Genomic DNA, 18,081 nt, shown 5'->3' with positions numbered 1-18,081 from the left:
CGTGGCGGCAAGCTGATTTTACGACAGGTCAAGCCAGTAACAAAAGTTCGCATTCCGAACAACAGAGATTTGACGCCCGGAGGAAGTTTGTCGACATCATCACTGCACCCCCATGGCGTGTTCTCCGCCGCGCTGACGCCGCTCGACGCCGAGCTCGCCCCCGATCATGCGCGCTTCGTCGCGCATTGCCGCTACCTGCTCGACGAAGGCTGCGACGGCATCGCGTTGCTCGGCACGACAGGCGAGGCGAACTCCTTCTCGGCTGCCGAGCGGACCGCACTGCTGGAGGCGGTAGTCGCCGCCGGCATCGCGCCGCAGCGACTTCTGCCCGGCACCGGTGTTGCCGCGCTCAGCGAGACCATCGCGCTGACGCGCCACGCGCTCTCGGTCGGCGTCGATACCGTGGTGATGCTACCGCCGTTCTATTACAAGGGCGTCACCGATGACGGCATCTTCGCCTCCTACAGCGAAGTCGTGCAGCGCATCGGCGATGCCAGGCTCAAAATCGTGCTCTACCATATCCCGCAGATGTCGGCGCAGCCGATCTCGCATGCCTTGATCGAGCGGCTGCGCGCGGCTTATCCGTCCACCTTCACCGGCATCAAGGATTCCTCCGGCGACTTCGCCAACATGACCACGATGGTCGAACGCTTCCCCGGCTTTTCGGTCCTGGTCGGAGCTGATCCGTTGCTGTTGCCGCTGCTGCGCAAGGGTGGCGCGGGCTGCATCACCGCGACCTCCAATCTCATCGCGCGCGACCTTGCCTATGTCTACAAGCACTTTGGCGACAGCGACGACGACGCGGCACTGAAGGCGGCGCAGGCACGCATCGTCAAGGCGCGCGAACTGGTCTCGCGCTTCCCGCAGATGGCCTCGTTGAAGGCGCTGACGGCCGAACGCACCGGCCATGCCGCATGGCAGCGCCTGCGGCCGCCGCTGGAATCCTTGCCGCCGGGGCAGGTGAAAGAGCTGCTCGCGGATGCGGCGGCATTCGCCGCCGTCGTCTAGCGCGACGCGCCGAGGCGATCCGATGTCCGACCCTTACCGTGATGCGTTGACCGGGCTCGCCGCTATCTTCGGCGACAAGCACGTCATCGCGTCCGGACCCGACCAGGAGCCCTATGTGGTGGACTGGCGCGGACGCTATCACGGTCGCGCCGCCGCCGTCGTGAAGCCCGGCTCGAACGCCGAGGTTTCTGCCGTCGTCAAGTTCTGCGCGGCAAGGCAGCTCGCGATCGTACCGCAAGGCGGCAACACCGGCATGTGCGGCGCCGCGACGCCGGACGAGCGTACGGCCAACGTCGTGATCCGGCTCGACCGCATGCGGGCCGTGCGCGATGTCAGTCCGCTCGCCAACACCATCACCGTGGAGGCCGGCTGCATCCTCGCCGAGGTGCAGAATGCGGCCCGTGGCGTGGATCGCTACTTCCCTTTGAGCCTCGGTGCCGAAGGCTCCTGCCAGATCGGCGGCAACATCTCGACCAATGCCGGCGGCACGGCTGTGCTCCGCTACGGGCCGACGCGCGATCTCGTGCTCGGGCTGGAGGTCGTGCTGCCCGACGGGAGAATTTTCAACGGCCTGCGTGCGCTCCGCAAGGACAACGCCGGTTACGCGCTCAAGCAGCTCTTCATCGGCGCAGAGGGGACGCTCGGCATCGTCACCGCAGCCGTGCTGAAACTGTTTTCGCCGCCGCGCAGCTCGGCACTGGCGCTGCTCAAATTGCAGGGCGTCGAGCAGGCGCTTGAGATCATGCAACGCTTGCGCGGTGCGGTCGGCGACCGGCTCGGCAGCCTCGAGATCATGTCGCGCTCGCAGATCGAGGTGATCGCGGAGACCGTGCCGCATGTCACGATCCCGTTCGAGCTGACGACGCCGTGGTACCTGATCGTCGAGCTGACCGACACGCTCGCGGGCGTCGATCTCGATGAGCCGCTCGCCACGGTGCTCGCAGCCGCGATGGAGGCAGGGCTCGCCGAAGACGTCATCCTGGCGTCCAACCTCGCGCAGGCGAAGGCGATCTGGGCGGTCAGGCACAGCGTCTCCGAAGGCAACAAGCGCAGCGGCTATGTCGTGTCGCACGACAGTGTGGTGCCGCTGGAGCGTCAGGCTGCCTTCGTCACCAATGTCGAGGCCCGGATCAACGCCGCGGTGCCGCATGCGCGCGTCGTGATGCACGGCCATATCGGCGACGGCAATATCCACGTGATCGCCCTGATCGACCGCGCGCGTTGCCAGGATCCGGACGCAACAGCCGCGCTGGTGGCTGAGATCAACGAGATCGTCGACGACGAGACCGCAGTGCAGGGCGGGGCGATCAGTGCAGAACACGGCATCGGGATCACCAATCGTGGCCGGCTTGCCCGCGTTGCCGATCCCCTCGATATCGAGTTGATGCGCGGCATCAAGCAACTGCTCGATCCCAAGGGCCTGATGAACCCCGGCAAGATCTTCAATGTCGGAGGCACGCGACGATGACAAGCGTCCGCCTGCTTGCCGACGATCTCACCGGCGCGCTCGATACCGCCGCGGAGTTCGTCGGCCTGTGCGGACCGTTCAACGTCACCTGGCCGGAAGCGTCCGCTCCACAGGATTCCGGAAGCCTCGCAATCGACAGCGGCAGCCGCGAGCGGTCGAAGGCCGAGAGCATCGAGATCGTCGGACGGCTGGCGCCGCTGCTCCGCGAGGCGACCATCGCCTACAAGAAGGTGGATAGCCTGCTGCGCGGCGCATGGGCTGCCGAGCTCGGCGCCTGCCTGCGTAGCGGCCATTGGGCGTCGTGCGTGGTCGCGCCTGCCTTCCACTATCAGGGGCGCCGCACCGCGGGTGGCCAGCAATTTGCGCGCACGGTGCAAGGCGACTGGCATCGGGTCGGAGAGAATCTCCTGACCCAATTGCAACTCGAGGGCATCGAAGTGCGGCAGGGCCGGGCCGATACGCTCTCGCAAGGCGGTGTTCAGGTTTTTGATGCCGAGAGCGATATCGAGCTCGATCATGTCGTCGAAATGGGACGGCGCATGCCCGGGCCCGTGCTCTGGTGTGGAAGCGGCGGGCTGGCCGGCGCGCTCGCCCGCAGCCATCGCGCCGATGCGCCGGGCCGGTTGAAGCTGCCGGTGCTGGGGCTGTTCGGCTCCGATCAGGCTGCCACCGCCTCCCAGCTTTCTGCCTGCGGTGATGCCGCCGTCGCGCTTGCTGAAGGTGGGGGCACGACGCACGTCCAACGCAAGCTGGCCGATGACGGCGTGGCGCTGGTCAAGTTCTCCCTCGCCGACGGTCTGACCCGCGCCGAGGCGGCACGGCGGATCGCTCGCGAGATGACGGCGCTGATCGCAGCGCTTGAACCGCCGGGCACGCTGATCGTTGCCGGCGGGGAGACTTTGAAGGCCGCATGCGTTGCCCTTGGCGCGCATGCGCTGCAGGTGACAGGACGTATCGTGCCGGGATTGCCGCGCTCGATCTTGCAGGGCGGCCGCTGGGCCGGCGTCGATGTCATCTCGAAATCAGGCGCATTTGGCACCAGTGAGCTCTGGCGCGATCTGCTCCACATCAATCATTTGCTCAACAAGGAGAGTCCGACATGACCTCTCGCCATCTTGCCATCACCATGGGCGATCCGGCCGGGATCGGGCCGGAGATCATCGTCAAGGCCTGCGTCGGGCTGAAGGACCGGATCGCGACGGGCGATCTGCGTCTGTTGATCATCGGCAGTGGCGCGGCGCTCGATGGCGCGAAAGCTACGCTCAGTGCCGGCATTGCGATCCCGGAAGTGAGCGCTGAGGATCGTGACTGGCCGAACCTCTGCTTCCTCCAGGCCGACGTCGAGGGCGACCCGATCAAGCCCGGCGTATTGAGCGCGGACGGCGGACGCTTCGCCTACAAGGCGATCGAGCAAAGCGTGCGCCTGACGCAGGCGGGACGGACCGCGGCCATCGTCACGGCTCCGCTCAACAAGGAAGCCCTCAACAAGGCCGGCTATCATTTCCCTGGACATACCGAGATGCTGGCGCATCTCACCGGTGTGCGCGGCTCGGTGATGCTGCTCGCCCACGGCAACATGCGCGTCAGCCATGTCTCGACCCATGTGGCGCTGGAGGACGTGCCGAAGCGTCTGACGCCGGAGCGCCTGCGCATGGTCATCGACCTCACCAACGATGCGCTGCTGCGGCTCGGCATCGCCAAGCCGAAGATCGCCATCGCCGCGCTCAATCCGCACGCCGGCGAGGGCGGCCTGTTCGGCCGCCAGGACATCGACGTGTCCGCGCCGACGATTGCGAAAGCGGTCGCTGACGGCCTCGACGTCGTCGGTCCCGTGCCCGGCGACACCATCTTCGTCAAGCTGCGCGCCGGTCAGTACGATGCCGCGGTGGCGATGTATCACGACCAGGGGCATATCCCGGTCAAACTGCTCGGCTTCCAGATCGATCCCGCGACTGGCCGCTGGCAGGAGCTCTCCGGCGTCAACATCACGCTGGGCCTGCCAATCATCCGCACCTCAGTCGATCACGGCACCGCCTTCGACATCGCCGGCAAGGGCATCGCCAACGAGCACAGCTTGATCGAGGCCATCGACTATGCCGAACGGCTGGCCGCTGGCGCCTCCGCATCCAAGTGACGAGATCGAGCCCACGATGACCAACGCCTTCACGCCCATCGAAATTCTTCGCCCCGCCGTCCTCGAATTCGGTTGCGGCACAATCACCGCAGCGGCGCGCTTCGCCGAGCGCATCGGCGCCAAACGACCGCTCGTGATCTCCGACCCGTTCAACGCGCGCCGCGTCGACAGGCTGGCGCTGCCGGGTGCAGTGAAGGTGTTCGGCGAGGTCAAGCCCGAGCCGGACCTGCCCAATCTCGACAAGGCCGTGGCGATGGCGCGCGAGGTCAAGCCCGATCTCGTGATCGGCTTCGGCGGCGGCAGTGCGATGGATCTCGCCAAGCTGGTGGCTGTGCTCTGTACCTCCGAGGTGGCTTTTGCCGATATCGTCGGTCCGGAGAAGGTGGCCGGCCGCAGCGTGGCGCTGATGCAGATTCCGACCACGTCGGGCACCGGCAGCGAGGCCGGCACCCGCGCACTCGTCACCGATCCCGTCAGCCGAAACAAGCAGGCAGTGCAGAGTCGCTTTATGCTCGCCGATATCGCCATCGTCGATCCGGACCTGACGATGACCGTGCCGGAGGAGATCACTGCGGCCACCGGTGTCGATGCGCTGGCGCATTGCGTCGAGGCCTATACCAGCCGCAAGGCGCATCCGGCGATCGATCTCTACGCGCTCGAAGGCGCCCGGCTGGTCGGCCAACGCGCGGTCGCTGACGGCGGGGATCGCGAGGCGCGCGCGGGTCTGGCGCTGGCCTCGCTGTACGGCGGCTATTGCCTCGGGCCGGTGAACACGACCGCCGGCCATGCGGTGGCCTATCCGCTCGGGACGCGCCATCATGTGGCGCACGGGCTCGCCTGCGCGGTGATCTTCCCGCACACGCTGGCGTTCAACATGCCGGCGGCCGAGGCGAAGACGGCGGCGGTGCTCGCGGCACTCGGACTGCCGGCGCAGAGTGATGCGAAGCTTGCCTTCGAGGCGACTTATGGGTTCTGCAGGAATCTCGGCATCGAGATGCGGTTGTCTGCGCTCGGCGTGCCCCGGGACGATCTCGGCGTGATGGCCGACGAGGCGCACGCCATTCGCCGCCTGCTCGACAACAATCCGCGCGACCTCGGACGGGATGCGATCCTGAGCATGTACGAGGTTGCGTTCTAGTTATCTCCGCGCACGCGCGCGGCAGCCAATCAACAATAGGAAATGCAGAGGAAATTTCGATGAGATCGATGTGGCTTGTTCTTGCCTCAACCGTGCTGCTGGCGACGTCGCCGGCGAAGTCCCAGGACGGCTATCCGTCCAAGCAGGTGACGGTGATCGTTCCCTTCGCTGCCGGCGGCACCGCGGATATCTTTGCCCGCATGGTGTCCAACCATCTTCAGATGAAGTTCGGCAAGCCGTTCGTGGTCGAGAATGTCGGCGGCGCCGGTTCGATCCTCGGCGTGACGCGGCTGGCGAAGTCGGCGCCTGACGGCATCACGCTCGGGCTTGCCAGCACGTCCGCGCTCGCAATCAACCCCACGCTCTACGGGCCGAAGCTCAGCTACCAGCCGGACAAGGATCTGGCGCCGGTCGCCCAGATCAGCGTCGTGCCCAACGTTCTCGTCGTCAACCCCGACAAGATCAAGGCGCGCACCGTGCCGGAGCTGATCGCTTTTCTGAAGGCGAACCCGGACAAGGTCTCGTTCGGCTCGGCCGGCGTCGGCACTTCGCAGCATCTCGCCGGCGAGCTGTTTCAGCAGATGACCGGCACCAAGATGGTGCACGTGCCCTACAAGGGCTCGAGCCAGATGCTGACGGATCTGCTGAGTGGCCAGATCGATCTCGCCTTCGACAACGTGCCGCTGCTGCTGCCGCAGGTGAAGACCGGCCAGCTCGCGATGCTTGCGACCGCAACGCCCAAGCGCGCCGCCTTCGATCCGGAAATGCCCGCCGTTGCCGAATTCCTGCCCGGCTTCGAGGCCGTGGCCTGGCACGGCTTCTTCGTCCCCGCGGCGACGCCGAAGCCGATCGTCGAAAAGCTCTCCGCGGAGATCCGCGCCTTCATGCAGCAGCCGGAGACAGTGCAGAAGATGGCTGAGCTCGGCGCAGTCGCGGTCGCGGTGGATTCCGAACCGTTCGCGGCCTACATCGCCGCGGAAACCGCGCGCTGGAAGAAGGTGATCGAAGCCGCAAACATCAAGCTGGATTAGGAGCCAGGTCGACCGTCTGCCAACGTTCGAAGTGGCTTGGGCCGGATCGCGGCTTGGCGCCTGTCGCGCCAAAGCTTCGTGTATGCGCGAAGCTCGCTCGTCGCATCCTGTCGAGATGCATAGGATGAAGGCGCTCGACGAAGAGCGCCACCTCTGACGATCTGTTTGTGAGCGGCTTACCTGGAGTGGCTGGGGAACTAGGACCCTGAGGACCCCCAGCAAAAATTCAATGATTTCAATAAACATATGAAATAAAACAGCTTTTCATGATCGGTGGTTACGAGTAGTGGTTACGAGTCGCGGTTACGAGGACTCGAATGTCTATCGCCACAAATATCCAAAAGCGCCCTGGTCGCACGTCCTACTATGTCCGCGTCGGCGTGCCGTTGAAGCTACAGCCGATGCTCAAGCGGAAAGAGATTTGGAAGTCTCTCGGCACCAGTGATCGACGGCAAGCACGCGACAGAGCGGCGCCAGTCATCGCATCCTTCCGCGCCCAATTCGCCGAGCTTGAGCAGCGCCGCGAGCCGTCCCGCGCTGATCTCCAGGCAGCGGTCTGGTCGCACTATGAGGGCGAGCTTCAGCACGATAGCCGGGCGCGCGCGGCCCTCCCGACGCGCACAACAGTGCAGGAGGCCACGAACAAGCTGGCTGCCGGCATCGAGACCGGACGCGTGGCCTGGTCCGCCGATCCGATGATGCAATTGAACGCGACCATTGAATTGATCGCCATGAAGGACGCCGCGAAGCTGGACCGCGAGCGACGCTCCATCCAGCTTGCCGAGCTTAAGAAGCACCTCGCGACCGGAGAGACGGCCCTGATCGAATGGAAGGCCGATGACGTGATCCAGAGCGAGCAGCTCCTGATCGCAAAGGGCTCGCCGGCCTATAGGGATCTGTGCCAGCGGTTACAGCGTGCCCAGGTTGAGGTTCTTGAGCGCGCGGCCGAACGTGATGCCGGCAACTGGGCCGGTGTGCCCGCTGATCCGGTCGTGGTGCCGGCCGACCTTACTCACGGCAAACGGATTGCGGCCCCCGGCGAAACGCTCATGGAGCTTTACGACAAGTTCAAAGCCGAGCGGATTGGAGACGCGCGGCCGGACACCTGGGATCAGAACCGCAAGATCGTGAAGCTATTTGCGGAGTTCGTCGGCGAGGCGTCGCACGTCTCGGTGATCACGCGCAAAGCTGTTCGCAACTGGAAGCAAGAGCTGGCGCGCTGGCCCGTGAAGGCGGCGGACAGTAAGGCCTTCGAAGGCATGTCGTTTCGGAAGGTGATTGAGGCGAATGAGACCGTCAAAAAACCGCCGATCAGCCAGAAGTCGATCAACAAATATCTGGCAGCGCTCGGCAGCTTCGCGCGGTGGCTGTTGCAGAACGAGTATATCGACGATGACGTGATGAGCGGTATGTATCTGTCGATCGACAAGCGAAAGAAGAACCGCTTCCCCTTCACCGAGCAACAGCTACAGACGATCTTCAGCTCGCCGCTGTTCGGCACATGCTTAGGCGACGGTGCTGAGAGCAAACTGGGGAATGCTGCTGTCCGGGATTGGCGTTACTGGATTCCGCTGATCGCGATCTATTCGGGCGCTCGCCTTGGCGAGCTTTGCCAGCTGCTGACGGCAGACGTGCGCCAGCTTCACGGGACGTGGATATTCCACATCACCGAGGTGGGTGACGAAGATGAGGAAGGCGCAGCCAAGAGCACCAAGACGGAAGGGTCTATGCGCGTGGTGCCGGTGCATTCCAGGCTGATCGAGCTGGGCTGTCTCGATTACCATGCCGGCGTGGCCGCAAGCGGCTGTCAGCGATTGTTTCCTGAAGTAGAGCGCGACAAGCGCGGCTATTTCGGCGAGGCCTCCAAATTCTTCAATGGCTACTTCAAGGCCGTCGGCGTGAAGGTGGATAGGCGGGTCAACTTCCACAGCTTCCGTCACAACGTCACGGACGCCTTCCGCGCGGCCGGGTATCTGGACGAGCAGCACGGCATTCTGCTAGGGCACACGAAGGCGAGCACGACCGGCCGCTATGGCATTTTACCCGAAGGTCCGCTGCGTGATCGCGTGGCGATGGTCGAGGCTTTATCGTTTGAATTGCATTCTGGAGCAAAATCACAATGACAACGAAAGAAGCTGCGGAAAAGCTTCTACACGGCCTGAAGTCTACGTCGGGCTCGCGCTTCAATGCTGCCAAGCGCCTAGCGGCAAAAGACCGGGCCTTAACGAGGGTCACCGCAATTACATCAGCCTATCTGATTATCCTAACTGCTTTTCCTTACTTCATCAAAGTCCCGCTGCAAGTGGCAGACAACCTAAATTTCATAACGATCGTATTCTCGATCGTGATTTTGGTGTCCTCGTTACTCCAATATTCTAGCGGTGATGTCGTTAGTGCCGAGCAACATCATCGTGCCGGCCTCGAAATGAGTGAGATAACACGCGAACTCAGCATTAAGCTGGACGCTATCCAGGAACCTGAGCTGCTGGAGCTTGCAGCCCGATACAACGCTACGCTTCAAAAATACAGCATCAATCACGAGGACGTAGATTTCCAGCGTTATCAGACCGAGAATCCGGAAAGGTATCCTTGGTTCACGCGTTGGGGCCTAGCGCGAATATGGCTCTCGACATTCGCGGTTAAACACATCTATTCCGCGGTCCTGCTTCTTATAACGCTTTTCCTGGTTGCCCTGCTTTTTGGCTACGCATATCCCGCACGGCTTCCGACTCATCCGACTTGAAGCGTTGGAGGATGCTGATCGCTGCGCGCCTGCTTCGCAGAAACGGGCGGCCGAAGCCGCCCGTCCTGGGGTATCGCTTACGCTGAACGCTTAGAAGCTGCGATTTGCTTGCTTCCGAGGTGGATCTTTTCCTTCAGGACTTCATTCACACGCCCCGCATTGATGCGGTAGTCGGCGGCGATGTCGCTCTGAACCTGACCACTCCAGTAGCGAAGCCAAACATCCACAGCTTCGTCGAACGTAAACTTTGTCTTCCTCAATATTTTCAGTCCTTGGGTAGGACCTCTTGACCGGACTCAGGCCTTCAGTATTACTGAATGCATAAGTTAAGACGGCCAACAGGCCGCAGGGAGATTGACTTCATGAAAGCCGGGCACCTTTTGGTAGGGGTGAGCCCGGTTTTCTTTCATGGCCAGCCGAATCAGCTCGGCCAACAACGGAACTCTAGTAGAGATTTGTGAGTCGCCGCCCCTGAAATCTCCCCGCTTCAACGGGTATCCCGCTTTTCCCCAGCCCTCTCTTACCCCTTGCATCTGCCCAGGCTGGCGAGCATCAGCTCGACCTCCGCGACCAGTTCGGACGACGGCTCTTCGCCGTGCAGCACGATCGACGGATGGTCGGGATCACAATCGGCGCTACTCGCCGGATAGACGTCGGCCGCGCACAAGGCGACCTGAATGCGGTTCTCCACCCAGCCCCGGCCCATCGCGACGTAGTCGTCGGAGCCGGCGTGTGCGTCGGTCAGCGTGCGCAGGAGCGCGAAGTAACGATCGTCAGCAATCAGCATTGGAATTCCCTTGAGCCCCACCATTAGCGGTGTGGCGGCATAAGACTCATATTCGGGAAGTCGCGTCAACTCAGTTATTCTACTGATGGTTGTAAGTCAGAACTGACTTTCATGCCATCAAAGCCCGGCTCAATCTTCAATCGAACATCACGCCCACCCTAAAGGGTGTCCGCCAGACGACCCGACAGCGCAATTTCAAATTATCTTCTGGGATAATCAACGTGAAGGCGGAGGGTATTCTGTCAATCGAGTTGAAGAGTTGAAGTGCTGCGCCCGACGTAGAAATGTCACGAACTGTGCAGGGAGTTTTGTCGCCTCCGCGCTCGATCTGCGCTGGCTTGGACACGCGAAAGCGTGGTGCACGCCGAGTCTGAACCATTGGCTTGAGCCCGCTATATCAGTCCCTACAATGATCCGTATTCTTCAACGCTCTGATTGATCCAGAGCAGTGCTGCGCGGCAGTCCAACCAGAGAAGATGATCGTCCTCCCCTTCGCCGGGAGTCATGTGCAGCAAAAAAGAATTCTCGCCGTATCGAAAAAGCGTGTCACGCGCTTGGCGCTCATTCAAAGTTTGGACGTCGAGAAACGAATACTCACGCGTTGCGACCAGCCTCATCACGTGGGCCTCCCAACCTCATGCTCTATGTTCAATTGAGTCGTTATCACTGCTTGCAACGGCAGCGTTCTGCGAAGCCGGGCCAAGGTGCTGAACCATGCCACCGGCTCTCTCTATGGAAGCCGTCAATTCCTCCGCGTGCCGAATGAGTTCGCGGATACAGGGATCATCCTTGAAGTCTGACAGAATAACCCGAACGCATTGGTTGGTGAGATCGAGGATCCATAGCGCGCCACGCATGTCGTCTTGGGTGCGCAGGTTTGCTCCGTGCAGCTTGGACAATACAGTTGCAAGCTGTTGAACACGAAGAACGCCGGGATGCACCGCAGGGGACTCTTGGGGGCGCGGAAAATTGATCACTTCGGACATCGTTGTCCTCTGAATGTTTAAACTATGCCCGCAGGATCACGGGAATCGTTTAACGCTTCGATAAGAAGTTGATCGGTATTCGGCAGCCCTTCCATTTTAGGCCTCGATTAGAAGCCCGCTGATGCGTCAGCCCCTCTGTCCGGTGTCTGGTAGCTACCAGCACGAAAAAACGAATCCTGACTCGCTGCTGCTGATCCTGGGCATCATCGGTAAACGCACGTCGCTCGACCGCGCGCGGACCGGAACGCCTCCCTCAGGACCGTGGCCGTCGTGAGCCGCCGCAGGCGGCGAGCATGGCCGGAAGGGTTTGCCAGAGCCGGAGAGTTCTCGACCAGGATATGAGCCGGCCGGAGGCCGGCGTATGGCCGGGAGCAGTCCAACTTCAACTTCCTCGCAAACACTTCCCATCTCCGGAGGTGGTTTCAAGAGCGGGACGCCGGAGGCGGCCCTTGGAGCGAAGCGACCGAGCGGAGCGAGGGAGACCGCGAGTTTCGCTGTCACGGTTCCTAGGGGAGCTAACGCTCCCCACTATTCTAAACAACTAAACAACTACCTACTTCTAGCAAACGTGACATGTCGACTTTTCAAAAACCCCTTGTTTTATAGGGTTTCTGAAAACAGGGTGGAACAGAACGCTTTCAATCTGTTCCACCCTGCCTAAAGATCTGTTCCATCCTGCCTCTGTAACCAATTGAAACTACTACAATTTTTCAAGAGCGTGACGCCAGAAATTCCGAAATTATAGGCTAGATGTCGTGCCACGGTCCGCCGTTGGCTTCTAGGTCAGCAACGATCTGGCGCAACTGCCATACCTTCTTTCGGGTGAAGCCGTCGCCATGGTCAAGGTGCCGCGCTAGAGCGGCGTCAGACATGGGGCCGTGCTGCGCAATGATGATCCGTGAGAGGAAGCGGAAGCCGGCAAGCTCCGCCACCCGCTCGCCCAATTGCTCGAGCTGCTTATTCCCCCGCGACTTCGCAATCGCCTTACGAAGCGAGCTCGCAAGCTTGGCGATGCTCGTTTCCCGTGGTCGCGCGCGATGCCGCTGCTGCCGGTTGCGACCTTTGGCGAGCTTCTTCTTGGCCTCCGCGGCATCGAACATGGCGCGGTAGTTCGGCTTTACGCGCGCCGGCTCTACGTCGAGCTGCTCTTCGACTTCGGGTTCTGTCGAGGCCGGCGCGGGCTCGTCGTCGAGGTCCGCGAGCGCGGCTTCCCATTCAGTCGGGAGCGCGGTTCTTTTTTCTTCGCGATCGTCGATATTTTGCGCGCGATCTTGATCGCAAGTGCTATAATCAAACTGTTCAGACATGGGCCTCGGAACCTTGGGTCTGGACCGTCCAGTCAGTGTTGACACCTAAACTGGGCACTCCTTGGAAAACCCTCGCTTCGCCGGCGGGGGTTTTCGTTTTTCAGGCGCTATATAGCGCGCGGCTTGAGGATCAAGCCCTCTTTCTTACCGCAGCACGCCGCCGGGACGCCGCTGGGTGCGGAGTTCCTGGGCAATCATGCTGCGGACCTGATGCTCTAGGGACCTAGCGATGTTCTCGCCGGTGCGCTGGTGGTCCTGGGCGGACTGGCCGGGCGAGCCCTGCACGTTGACGGAGATCGAAGGTGCGATCACATGCGCGGGGGCAATCATCGGCGCGGCCCCGCTGCCGGTGCCGCCAATCAAGCCGCCATTCGCGAATCGGGGGATGCGGTCGCTGTTGATCGCTTCGAGCGCGGCGCGGTGCTTCGCCGTCGAGGCCGCGTTGATGACAAACTCGCCATTGGACAAGCGCGCATGGATCTTGTCGTCGCGCGGTCCCCCTGGTCCGGTGATGAATCCACCGTCTGCCTTGGCTACCGGCCCAATGAATGCGCCCTCGCCGGGCAAGGGCAGAGAGGAACCACCCAGGCCGAACATGCCAGTTAGCGAGCGCATGATCGGCGCGACGACAAGTGCCTTGATCATCGCCTCTTCGAGCGCGCGGACGATCGCCTTGGACATGTCGGCGAATCCCGCCGAAACGCTCTTGGTGCCGTCCAGGATGTCCGCTAGGCCGCTCGTGAGGCTGCTCGACATGGTGCTGCCGATGGACCGCATAGCTTCATTCGTCCGCATGGCGCTGGCCTCCACCGAGTTCAGCGCGGTCGCAACGTCGGGATAGAGGCCCTTCAATTCGTTCGCGATCTGCACGTCCTGTGGATCGAGCAGCGAGGTCTCGCGACCTCGCCGGATCGACTGTGCGACGGTGGCCTTTTCGATCGCCTCGGTGGCCTGGGCATACGCGGTCGTGACTTCCTCGATACGCTTGCGCTGTTCCTCGGTGACGACCTTCTCGCCCTTGCCAGCAGCGGCGTTGGCCTGCATCGCGACTGTTTGAAGCTGCGCCTCGATTTTGTTCCGCTCGCGTGCGCTGGTCGCGAGATCGAGGCCGGCGGCTTCCGCCTGCAATGCGGCGGTGCGCTTCTCAATGCTGTCGGCAGCCGTGCCGAGCTTGTCCACGTCGTTGCCGGTGCTGATCATCGTGGGCGCGGGGCCGGTGCCGCGCGTCTGGCTCGGTGCGGTCGGGCCATACTGCTCCCCGTTCGCCGTCAGCGCCGCGATCTCCTTTTGCAGCCGGTCGCGGTGTGCCTCAAGGTCGGCCGTGGTGCCGTTGTAAATCTGCCCCAGGCCGGGGATGGACAACGGCGGGAGATTGACGGAACCGAGTAAACCGCCGCCGGTCCCGTTGAGGCGCGCGTTGACCTGGTCGAGGGCGTCTCGCTTTGCGCCAACGTCACTGGAGCTCGCCGGCATGCCGGGAATACGCGGAAGCTTGTTAGACAACTCAACCGCCTTGGCGATGTAGCCGACCACGTCCGACCAGCCGCTCTTGATGTCCATCAAGACGCTGGCGAGGTCATCCCAGGACGGCTTCAACGCGGTCGAGAGCCGCTGATGGGCAAGCTTAAGCTGGTCGTCGACTTCCTTGGCGCGCTCGACCAGGGCGTTACTGAAAATTCCGTCCGCGTTGGCGCTGGCGTCTTTGATCGTCGCCAGCATGCTTTCGGCGCTGGTCCGGCCCTGTCGCATGCGATCGACGATTTGGGCGCCGAACATCTTCTCGCCCAGGTCGAGGCTCGCCGCATGCTGTCCGATCTGGTCGAGCTGGATCATCGCCGCAAGCACCGCCTTGATCTTGTCCTCCTGGGTCTTTGCGTCCCGGAATAGGACCAGGCCCTGCAACTGCTGGCCGGCAGTCTTGGCTAAGGTCTCATTGTAGACGCGTAATGCCTTCTCGACGCTGGTGACTTTTTCCTCGCCCAAGGTCCACTCGCCGATGTCGATCGGCGACTGTTCCTTGGTCGCGTTGAAGGCATGGTCGAGCGCAGATTCGAGCTCGCCGGCCTCCACCTTCAATTTCTTGGCTTCAGCGGTGAAGGCCTGAAGGAACGCGGGCGATACGCCAAGGTTTTGGGCCTTGTCGGCGATATCGACCATTTGCTGCATCTGCTCGCGCGCGCCAGCGATCGCCGCCGTCATCAGCTTGAATGACCCCACGACCAGCGCGACATTGGTTGCGAGGCCAAGCGCCGACTTCGCAGCGGCGCCGGCCATGCTCTTGCCGATGTCTTCGTTCATGGCCAAAAACTGCTTCGCAATCTGGCGCGTAGCGGTGCTGGCCAGCGAGCTGGTCTCTTTCATCTGGGCCTTGAACTTCTCCAGATCGACGCTGATGGGGATCCTGAGGCTAGGCGCTGGCATGGGTATCTCCGACGAAAAGGGCCGCCAGGACTTCGCTGGCGATCAGGACATTGGGGGCAAGCGGTTTGCCGCGCACATGGGCGTCTAACAGCGCTTCAACTTCGCGCTCTGGCGTGCCGCCCCCGACCAGGGCCAGCTCGATCAGGCGCTCTACGTCGCTGGCCGAATAGTTGCTGGCCTCAAAGCGCGCCATGACAGCCGCGATCGAGCTACCGCCTGGACCGGGGATGCCGCGCCATGACAACACGCGCTGCACATATGGGTGCGCCAGAGTGAAAGTTTGGGTGCCGCCGGCCCAGGTGATCGAGCGGGCGCATTTGTCGTCAGTCATTGAAAACCTCATTCACAGCTTCGTCGATCGCCTTTTGCATGTCGTCGCGCATGGCGTTGTAGGTCGGGTAGAAGAATGGCCGCGCCGCCTGGTGACTGGTCCCGAATTCAAAACCGAGCGCGTAGTCATAAGGCTCGCCGCTACCTTCGCGGACCTCCTTAGTCGTCATGTCGCCGCCGGCCATCACGATGTATTCGAGGCCATTGGCGCCGGGAGCGACCGTGCACGACGCTTCCAGCGCGCCGCTCTCTGGCGACTGTTCAAGGGCACGCAAAGCTTCGCGCTGGGCGTCCGAAAGGCGGAAGGCCTGCTCGCGCAGCGCGTCGCTCAGTCGCTCGGTGAGCCGGTCGGGCAATGATAGCAGGTAGTCGTCGAGGTCATCGGCCATAGGTCACCACGATAGAAGCTCAACAGCGTCCGGATGTTCATAGATCGAGCGGCTGCTATCGCCGGCCGCCGCACGCGACACGGCCATCCAGGTCGCGGCGACGCCGTCAATGCGATCGGTGCTCTTGCTCTTGTGAATGATCCGATTGTCGTTTGCATCTTTGTGGATCGCGACGTTTGCGAAGTTCCAGCGCAAGACGGGGTGTCCGCCGTGCCGGAAGTTGCCGCTGATGATTGCGGCCTCAAGGGTGTTGAGCGCGGGTGATTGCGTTACCCAGCCTTGCCGGATAGTGACTACTGGAAAGCCTTCGTCGACCAGAGGCGCCATCACAGCCTGGGCATAGGCCACGTCAAAACCGATCTCCTGGACCTGGAAGCGCTCCGAGAGCGAGCGAATGTAGTCCGCGACAGCAGCGTTATCGATCACGTTGCCAGGCGTTGGACTGATGAAACCGTCCTTGGCCCAAGAAACGTAGTTGACCCCATCGAGGTCGCCGCGTCGGCGGATATCGGCCTCGGGGCAAAAGAAGTGTGGCAATACGGTGTAGGTGTCACCCTCCCGAAAGCATGCGATCACAGCCGAAAGGTCACTGGTCTTTGACATATCGACGCCGACCCAGCACGGCGCGCCGCGCAAGGCCTCATAGTCGATCGGCGCCGCGCCCTTGTCATAGGTCAGCATGTCCACAAAGGGCGAGGTCGAATGGTCAAGCCAGACGTTGAGCTTGTATTGCAACAGGCTGTCGCGTTCGGTGGGACTGTCTTTGGCGCGCGCGATATGGCGCTTGAAGCCGGCGATCGACGGATAGCCGTGCGCGCTCCCCGGATTGACGCGGCGCCAAGCCTCCTCGCTGGCATAGTCAACATCTGCCGGTGACTCAAAAAGCACAGGGAGGCATGTCGGGTCGATGATCTCGCCGCGCGCGATCTTGCGGGCGCGCTCGATCACTTCATGGGCGATGTTGTCCTGCCCACGGCCGGCGGTGGTCGCTACCACGAGCAAGCTGTTGTCGATCTTGTCCAGGCCGTTGGTCAGGACCTTCCAAAGATCATTTCCGCGCCACACGTGAATTTCGTCTGCCAGGCAAAACGAGATCGTTTTGCCTTCCTTGCTCGGTGCATCTGCGGAGATGACTTCGAGTTCAGTCCCCTCGCGTGGATAGGCGATCTTTTTTGCGCTGTTGAAGGCGTCATAGATCTTCGTCACCGGGACCAGGTGCTTAGGATCGGCCTGGACGATGCTACGGGCCTCTTTGAAGGCGATGCCGGCTTGGCTGCGATCACTGGCCGCAAAGATCACCTCGCCGCCGGCAACCCGTTCGGGGCCGATGGTGTGAAGCAGAGCCAAGGCAGCGGACAGGCTGGTCTTGCGGTTACCGCGCGGGACCAGGATGACAACGGTGCTGACAATCCGGTTGCCGGCGTCGTCGCGCGGCCCATAGATCGCGCGGACAATCCTTTCCTGCCAGAGATCGAGCTGAAATTGCATTCGGGGCAGCGTCGATTTTGGATGTTTGAGCCGCCGGAGGAATTCGACTGCGCGCTCGCCATGGCCGAACGGGTCGGGAATGGGCGTGTCGTCGAAAATCCAGTGCGGATAGGTGTCCTTAGAGGGCGAGCGGGTTGTCATCGTCCCCTTCGTTGTCGTTGTCGCGCACAGCCGGACGGGATCGGGAAACAGGGGTCAGGCCGAGTTCGGCCGCAAGCTGGCGAGCCGTCACCATGCTCTTGTCCTGGGCGCGGAGGAGCTTCAGGTCGATCTCGGTGCGCAAGAGGCCTTCCAACTGGCGAACCCTGCCCATGGCTACGCAATAGCTCTCCAATGAGCCTAGGTCCGCGACGGTTAGGATGCGACGCTTCGCCAACTCCGGCATTACGCGGCGGAATTCGGCCTTGGCCTGTTTGCTCAACCAGGACGGCGGCCGGGTCGAGGCGTCGAGCGCGTTGGCGTCGGCCATGAGCTCTGGTTTGCGGCCCTTCACGCGGCCCTCAAACACAGATTGATCCATCGGTTGTCATCTAGAATGCCGTTGACGCGACGCACGCGCCCCCTCGGCCAGGAGTCGGTCATGTAGAGCCAACAGAGACGGGAGGCCTGGTAAAATCGCTCGTCGATACAGATCCGGCGATGGCCGACGCTATTGATATGACCAGCAACATCGCCGGCCTTTACACGGCCGTTGGTGCTGATCTTCCAGCGGAAGATGCCGGTGGCAGGATCATAGGCAAGCAATTGCCGGAGGCGCTCTGCGGTGATCAGGCCCGTCATTTTGGCCCCCGAAATGGACCGGACTTGCGCCGCAACCGGGGGCGGATAGGCTTCAGCCGGGCTGAGGAGAT

At 62.2% G+C, this 18,081-nt stretch carries 20 protein-coding genes; 8 read left to right on the top strand and 12 right to left on the bottom strand.

Annotation, left to right across the window (positions count from 1 at the left end; genetic code table 11):
* Nucleotides 1-87 precede the first annotated feature (87 nt).
* The 8 genes from ABIB00_RS06355 to ABIB00_RS06320 all read left to right on the top strand — a co-directional run bounded on the left by ABIB00_RS06355 (nt 88) and on the right by ABIB00_RS06320 (nt 9,522).
* Complete coding sequence (locus ABIB00_RS06355; protein ID WP_354103756.1) at nt 88-1,008, top strand: dihydrodipicolinate synthase family protein; 921 nt, start codon at nt 88-90, stop codon at nt 1,006-1,008.
* 22 nt (nt 1,009-1,030) lie between these two features.
* A complete protein-coding gene (locus ABIB00_RS06350) occupies nt 1,031-2,476 on the top strand; it encodes an FAD-binding oxidoreductase (protein ID WP_354103755.1) in 1,446 nt (481 codons plus the stop codon).
* Nucleotides 2,473-3,579, top strand: a complete 1,107-nt coding sequence (locus tag ABIB00_RS06345) for a four-carbon acid sugar kinase family protein (RefSeq protein WP_247446780.1) — start codon at nt 2,473-2,475, stop codon at nt 3,577-3,579. Before ABIB00_RS06350 ends, ABIB00_RS06345 begins: the two co-directional genes overlap by 4 nt.
* Entirely contained in the window at nt 3,576-4,610 is a 1,035-nt protein-coding gene (pdxA, locus tag ABIB00_RS06340) for a 4-hydroxythreonine-4-phosphate dehydrogenase PdxA (protein ID WP_247345738.1), read from the top strand. Before ABIB00_RS06345 ends, pdxA begins: the two co-directional genes overlap by 4 nt.
* 16 nt (nt 4,611-4,626) lie before the next feature.
* On the top strand, nt 4,627-5,748 hold the full coding sequence (locus tag ABIB00_RS06335) for an iron-containing alcohol dehydrogenase (protein ID WP_354103754.1): 1,122 nt from the start codon (nt 4,627-4,629) through the stop codon (nt 5,746-5,748).
* A gap of 59 nt (nt 5,749-5,807) precedes the next feature.
* Nucleotides 5,808-6,779: a Bug family tripartite tricarboxylate transporter substrate binding protein gene (locus ABIB00_RS06330; protein ID WP_354103753.1), complete on the top strand. Its 972-nt coding sequence runs from the start codon at nt 5,808-5,810 to the stop codon at nt 6,777-6,779.
* A 317-nt stretch (nt 6,780-7,096) separates the two neighbouring features.
* The gene (locus tag ABIB00_RS06325; protein ID WP_354103752.1) at nt 7,097-8,902 is read left to right on the top strand and encodes a DUF6538 domain-containing protein; all 1,806 of its coding nucleotides are present in this window, start codon (nt 7,097-7,099) and stop codon (nt 8,900-8,902) included.
* Nucleotides 8,899-9,522, top strand: a complete 624-nt coding sequence (locus ABIB00_RS06320) for an SLATT domain-containing protein (protein WP_354103751.1) — start codon at nt 8,899-8,901, stop codon at nt 9,520-9,522. The genes ABIB00_RS06325 and ABIB00_RS06320 overlap by 4 nt, the downstream gene beginning before the upstream one ends.
* A 77-nt stretch (nt 9,523-9,599) precedes the next feature.
* On the opposite strand, the gene ABIB00_RS06315 is transcribed toward ABIB00_RS06320, so the two are convergent.
* The 12 genes from ABIB00_RS06315 to ABIB00_RS06260 all read right to left on the bottom strand — a co-directional run bounded on the left by ABIB00_RS06315 (nt 9,600) and on the right by ABIB00_RS06260 (nt 18,010).
* A complete protein-coding gene (locus ABIB00_RS06315; protein ID WP_354103750.1) occupies nt 9,600-9,782 on the bottom strand; it encodes a hypothetical protein in 183 nt (60 codons plus the stop codon).
* A gap of 260 nt (nt 9,783-10,042) precedes the next feature.
* Complete coding sequence (locus tag ABIB00_RS06310; protein ID WP_354103749.1) at nt 10,043-10,309, bottom strand: hypothetical protein; 267 nt, start codon at nt 10,307-10,309, stop codon at nt 10,043-10,045.
* A gap of 136 nt (nt 10,310-10,445) precedes the next feature.
* Nucleotides 10,446-10,688 carry a PilZ domain-containing protein gene (locus tag ABIB00_RS06305; RefSeq protein ID WP_354103748.1) on the bottom strand — a complete coding sequence of 81 codons (243 nt, stop codon included), beginning with the start codon at nt 10,686-10,688 and terminating at the stop codon, nt 10,446-10,448.
* 25 nt (nt 10,689-10,713) lie between these two features.
* The gene (locus ABIB00_RS06300) at nt 10,714-10,929 is read right to left on the bottom strand and encodes a hypothetical protein (protein WP_354103747.1); all 216 of its coding nucleotides are present in this window, start codon (nt 10,927-10,929) and stop codon (nt 10,714-10,716) included.
* A 15-nt stretch (nt 10,930-10,944) separates the two neighbouring features.
* Nucleotides 10,945-11,295 carry a hypothetical protein gene (locus tag ABIB00_RS06295; protein ID WP_354103746.1) on the bottom strand — a complete coding sequence of 117 codons (351 nt, stop codon included), beginning with the start codon at nt 11,293-11,295 and terminating at the stop codon, nt 10,945-10,947.
* Between the two features lie 746 nt (nt 11,296-12,041).
* Nucleotides 12,042-12,647, bottom strand: a complete 606-nt coding sequence (locus ABIB00_RS06290) for a hypothetical protein (protein ID WP_354103745.1) — start codon at nt 12,645-12,647, stop codon at nt 12,042-12,044.
* A gap of 99 nt (nt 12,648-12,746) precedes the next feature.
* A complete protein-coding gene (locus ABIB00_RS06285) occupies nt 12,747-15,023 on the bottom strand; it encodes a hypothetical protein (protein WP_354103744.1) in 2,277 nt (758 codons plus the stop codon).
* A complete protein-coding gene (locus ABIB00_RS06280; RefSeq protein WP_354103743.1) occupies nt 15,010-15,354 on the bottom strand; it encodes a gene transfer agent family protein in 345 nt (114 codons plus the stop codon). The genes ABIB00_RS06285 and ABIB00_RS06280 overlap by 14 nt, the downstream gene beginning before the upstream one ends.
* Complete coding sequence (locus ABIB00_RS06275) at nt 15,347-15,742, bottom strand: HK97-gp10 family putative phage morphogenesis protein (RefSeq protein ID WP_354103742.1); 396 nt, start codon at nt 15,740-15,742, stop codon at nt 15,347-15,349. The genes ABIB00_RS06280 and ABIB00_RS06275 overlap by 8 nt, the downstream gene beginning before the upstream one ends.
* A 3-nt stretch (nt 15,743-15,745) precedes the next feature.
* On the bottom strand, nt 15,746-17,371 hold the full coding sequence (locus ABIB00_RS06270; RefSeq protein ID WP_354103741.1) for a terminase large subunit: 1,626 nt from the start codon (nt 17,369-17,371) through the stop codon (nt 15,746-15,748).
* Nucleotides 17,349-17,750, bottom strand: coding sequence for a phage terminase small subunit P27 family (locus tag ABIB00_RS06265; RefSeq protein ID WP_354103740.1), 402 nt, complete (start codon nt 17,748-17,750; stop codon nt 17,349-17,351). Before ABIB00_RS06265 ends, ABIB00_RS06270 begins: the two co-directional genes overlap by 23 nt.
* Entirely contained in the window at nt 17,720-18,010 is a 291-nt protein-coding gene (locus ABIB00_RS06260; RefSeq protein ID WP_354103739.1) for a hypothetical protein, read from the bottom strand. The genes ABIB00_RS06265 and ABIB00_RS06260 overlap by 31 nt, the downstream gene beginning before the upstream one ends.
* Between the last annotated feature and the right edge of the window lie 71 nt (nt 18,011-18,081).

The organism is Bradyrhizobium sp. LB14.3 (assembly GCF_040547985.1).
GTDB lineage: Bacteria > Pseudomonadota > Alphaproteobacteria > Rhizobiales > Xanthobacteraceae > Bradyrhizobium.
Note: the sequence above shows the minus strand (reverse complement) of the source record. Positions and strands in the feature narration are given on the sequence as shown.

Coding starts and splice junctions, on each gene's coding strand:
- ABIB00_RS06350 (WP_354103755.1), top strand. CDS start 1,031: ATGTCCGACCCTTACCGTGATGCGTTGACCGGGCTCGCCGCTATCTTC.
- ABIB00_RS06345 (WP_247446780.1), top strand. CDS start 2,473: ATGACAAGCGTCCGCCTGCTTGCCGACGATCTCACCGGCGCGCTCGAT.
- pdxA (WP_247345738.1), top strand. CDS start 3,576: ATGACCTCTCGCCATCTTGCCATCACCATGGGCGATCCGGCCGGGATC.
- ABIB00_RS06335 (WP_354103754.1), top strand. CDS start 4,627: ATGACCAACGCCTTCACGCCCATCGAAATTCTTCGCCCCGCCGTCCTC.
- ABIB00_RS06330 (WP_354103753.1), top strand. CDS start 5,808: ATGAGATCGATGTGGCTTGTTCTTGCCTCAACCGTGCTGCTGGCGACG.
- ABIB00_RS06325 (WP_354103752.1), top strand. CDS start 7,097: ATGTCTATCGCCACAAATATCCAAAAGCGCCCTGGTCGCACGTCCTAC.
- ABIB00_RS06320 (WP_354103751.1), top strand. CDS start 8,899: ATGACAACGAAAGAAGCTGCGGAAAAGCTTCTACACGGCCTGAAGTCT.
- ABIB00_RS06310 (WP_354103749.1), bottom strand. CDS start 10,309: ATGCTGATTGCTGACGATCGTTACTTCGCGCTCCTGCGCACGCTGACC.
- ABIB00_RS06305 (WP_354103748.1), bottom strand. CDS start 10,688: ATGGTTCAGACTCGGCGTGCACCACGCTTTCGCGTGTCCAAGCCAGCG.
- ABIB00_RS06295 (WP_354103746.1), bottom strand. CDS start 11,295: ATGTCCGAAGTGATCAATTTTCCGCGCCCCCAAGAGTCCCCTGCGGTG.
- ABIB00_RS06285 (WP_354103744.1), bottom strand. CDS start 15,023: ATGCCAGCGCCTAGCCTCAGGATCCCCATCAGCGTCGATCTGGAGAAG.
- ABIB00_RS06280 (WP_354103743.1), bottom strand. CDS start 15,354: ATGACTGACGACAAATGCGCCCGCTCGATCACCTGGGCCGGCGGCACC.
- ABIB00_RS06275 (WP_354103742.1), bottom strand. CDS start 15,742: ATGGCCGATGACCTCGACGACTACCTGCTATCATTGCCCGACCGGCTC.
- ABIB00_RS06270 (WP_354103741.1), bottom strand. CDS start 17,371: ATGACAACCCGCTCGCCCTCTAAGGACACCTATCCGCACTGGATTTTC.
- ABIB00_RS06265 (WP_354103740.1), bottom strand. CDS start 17,750: ATGGATCAATCTGTGTTTGAGGGCCGCGTGAAGGGCCGCAAACCAGAG.
- ABIB00_RS06260 (WP_354103739.1), bottom strand. CDS start 18,010: ATGACGGGCCTGATCACCGCAGAGCGCCTCCGGCAATTGCTTGCCTAT.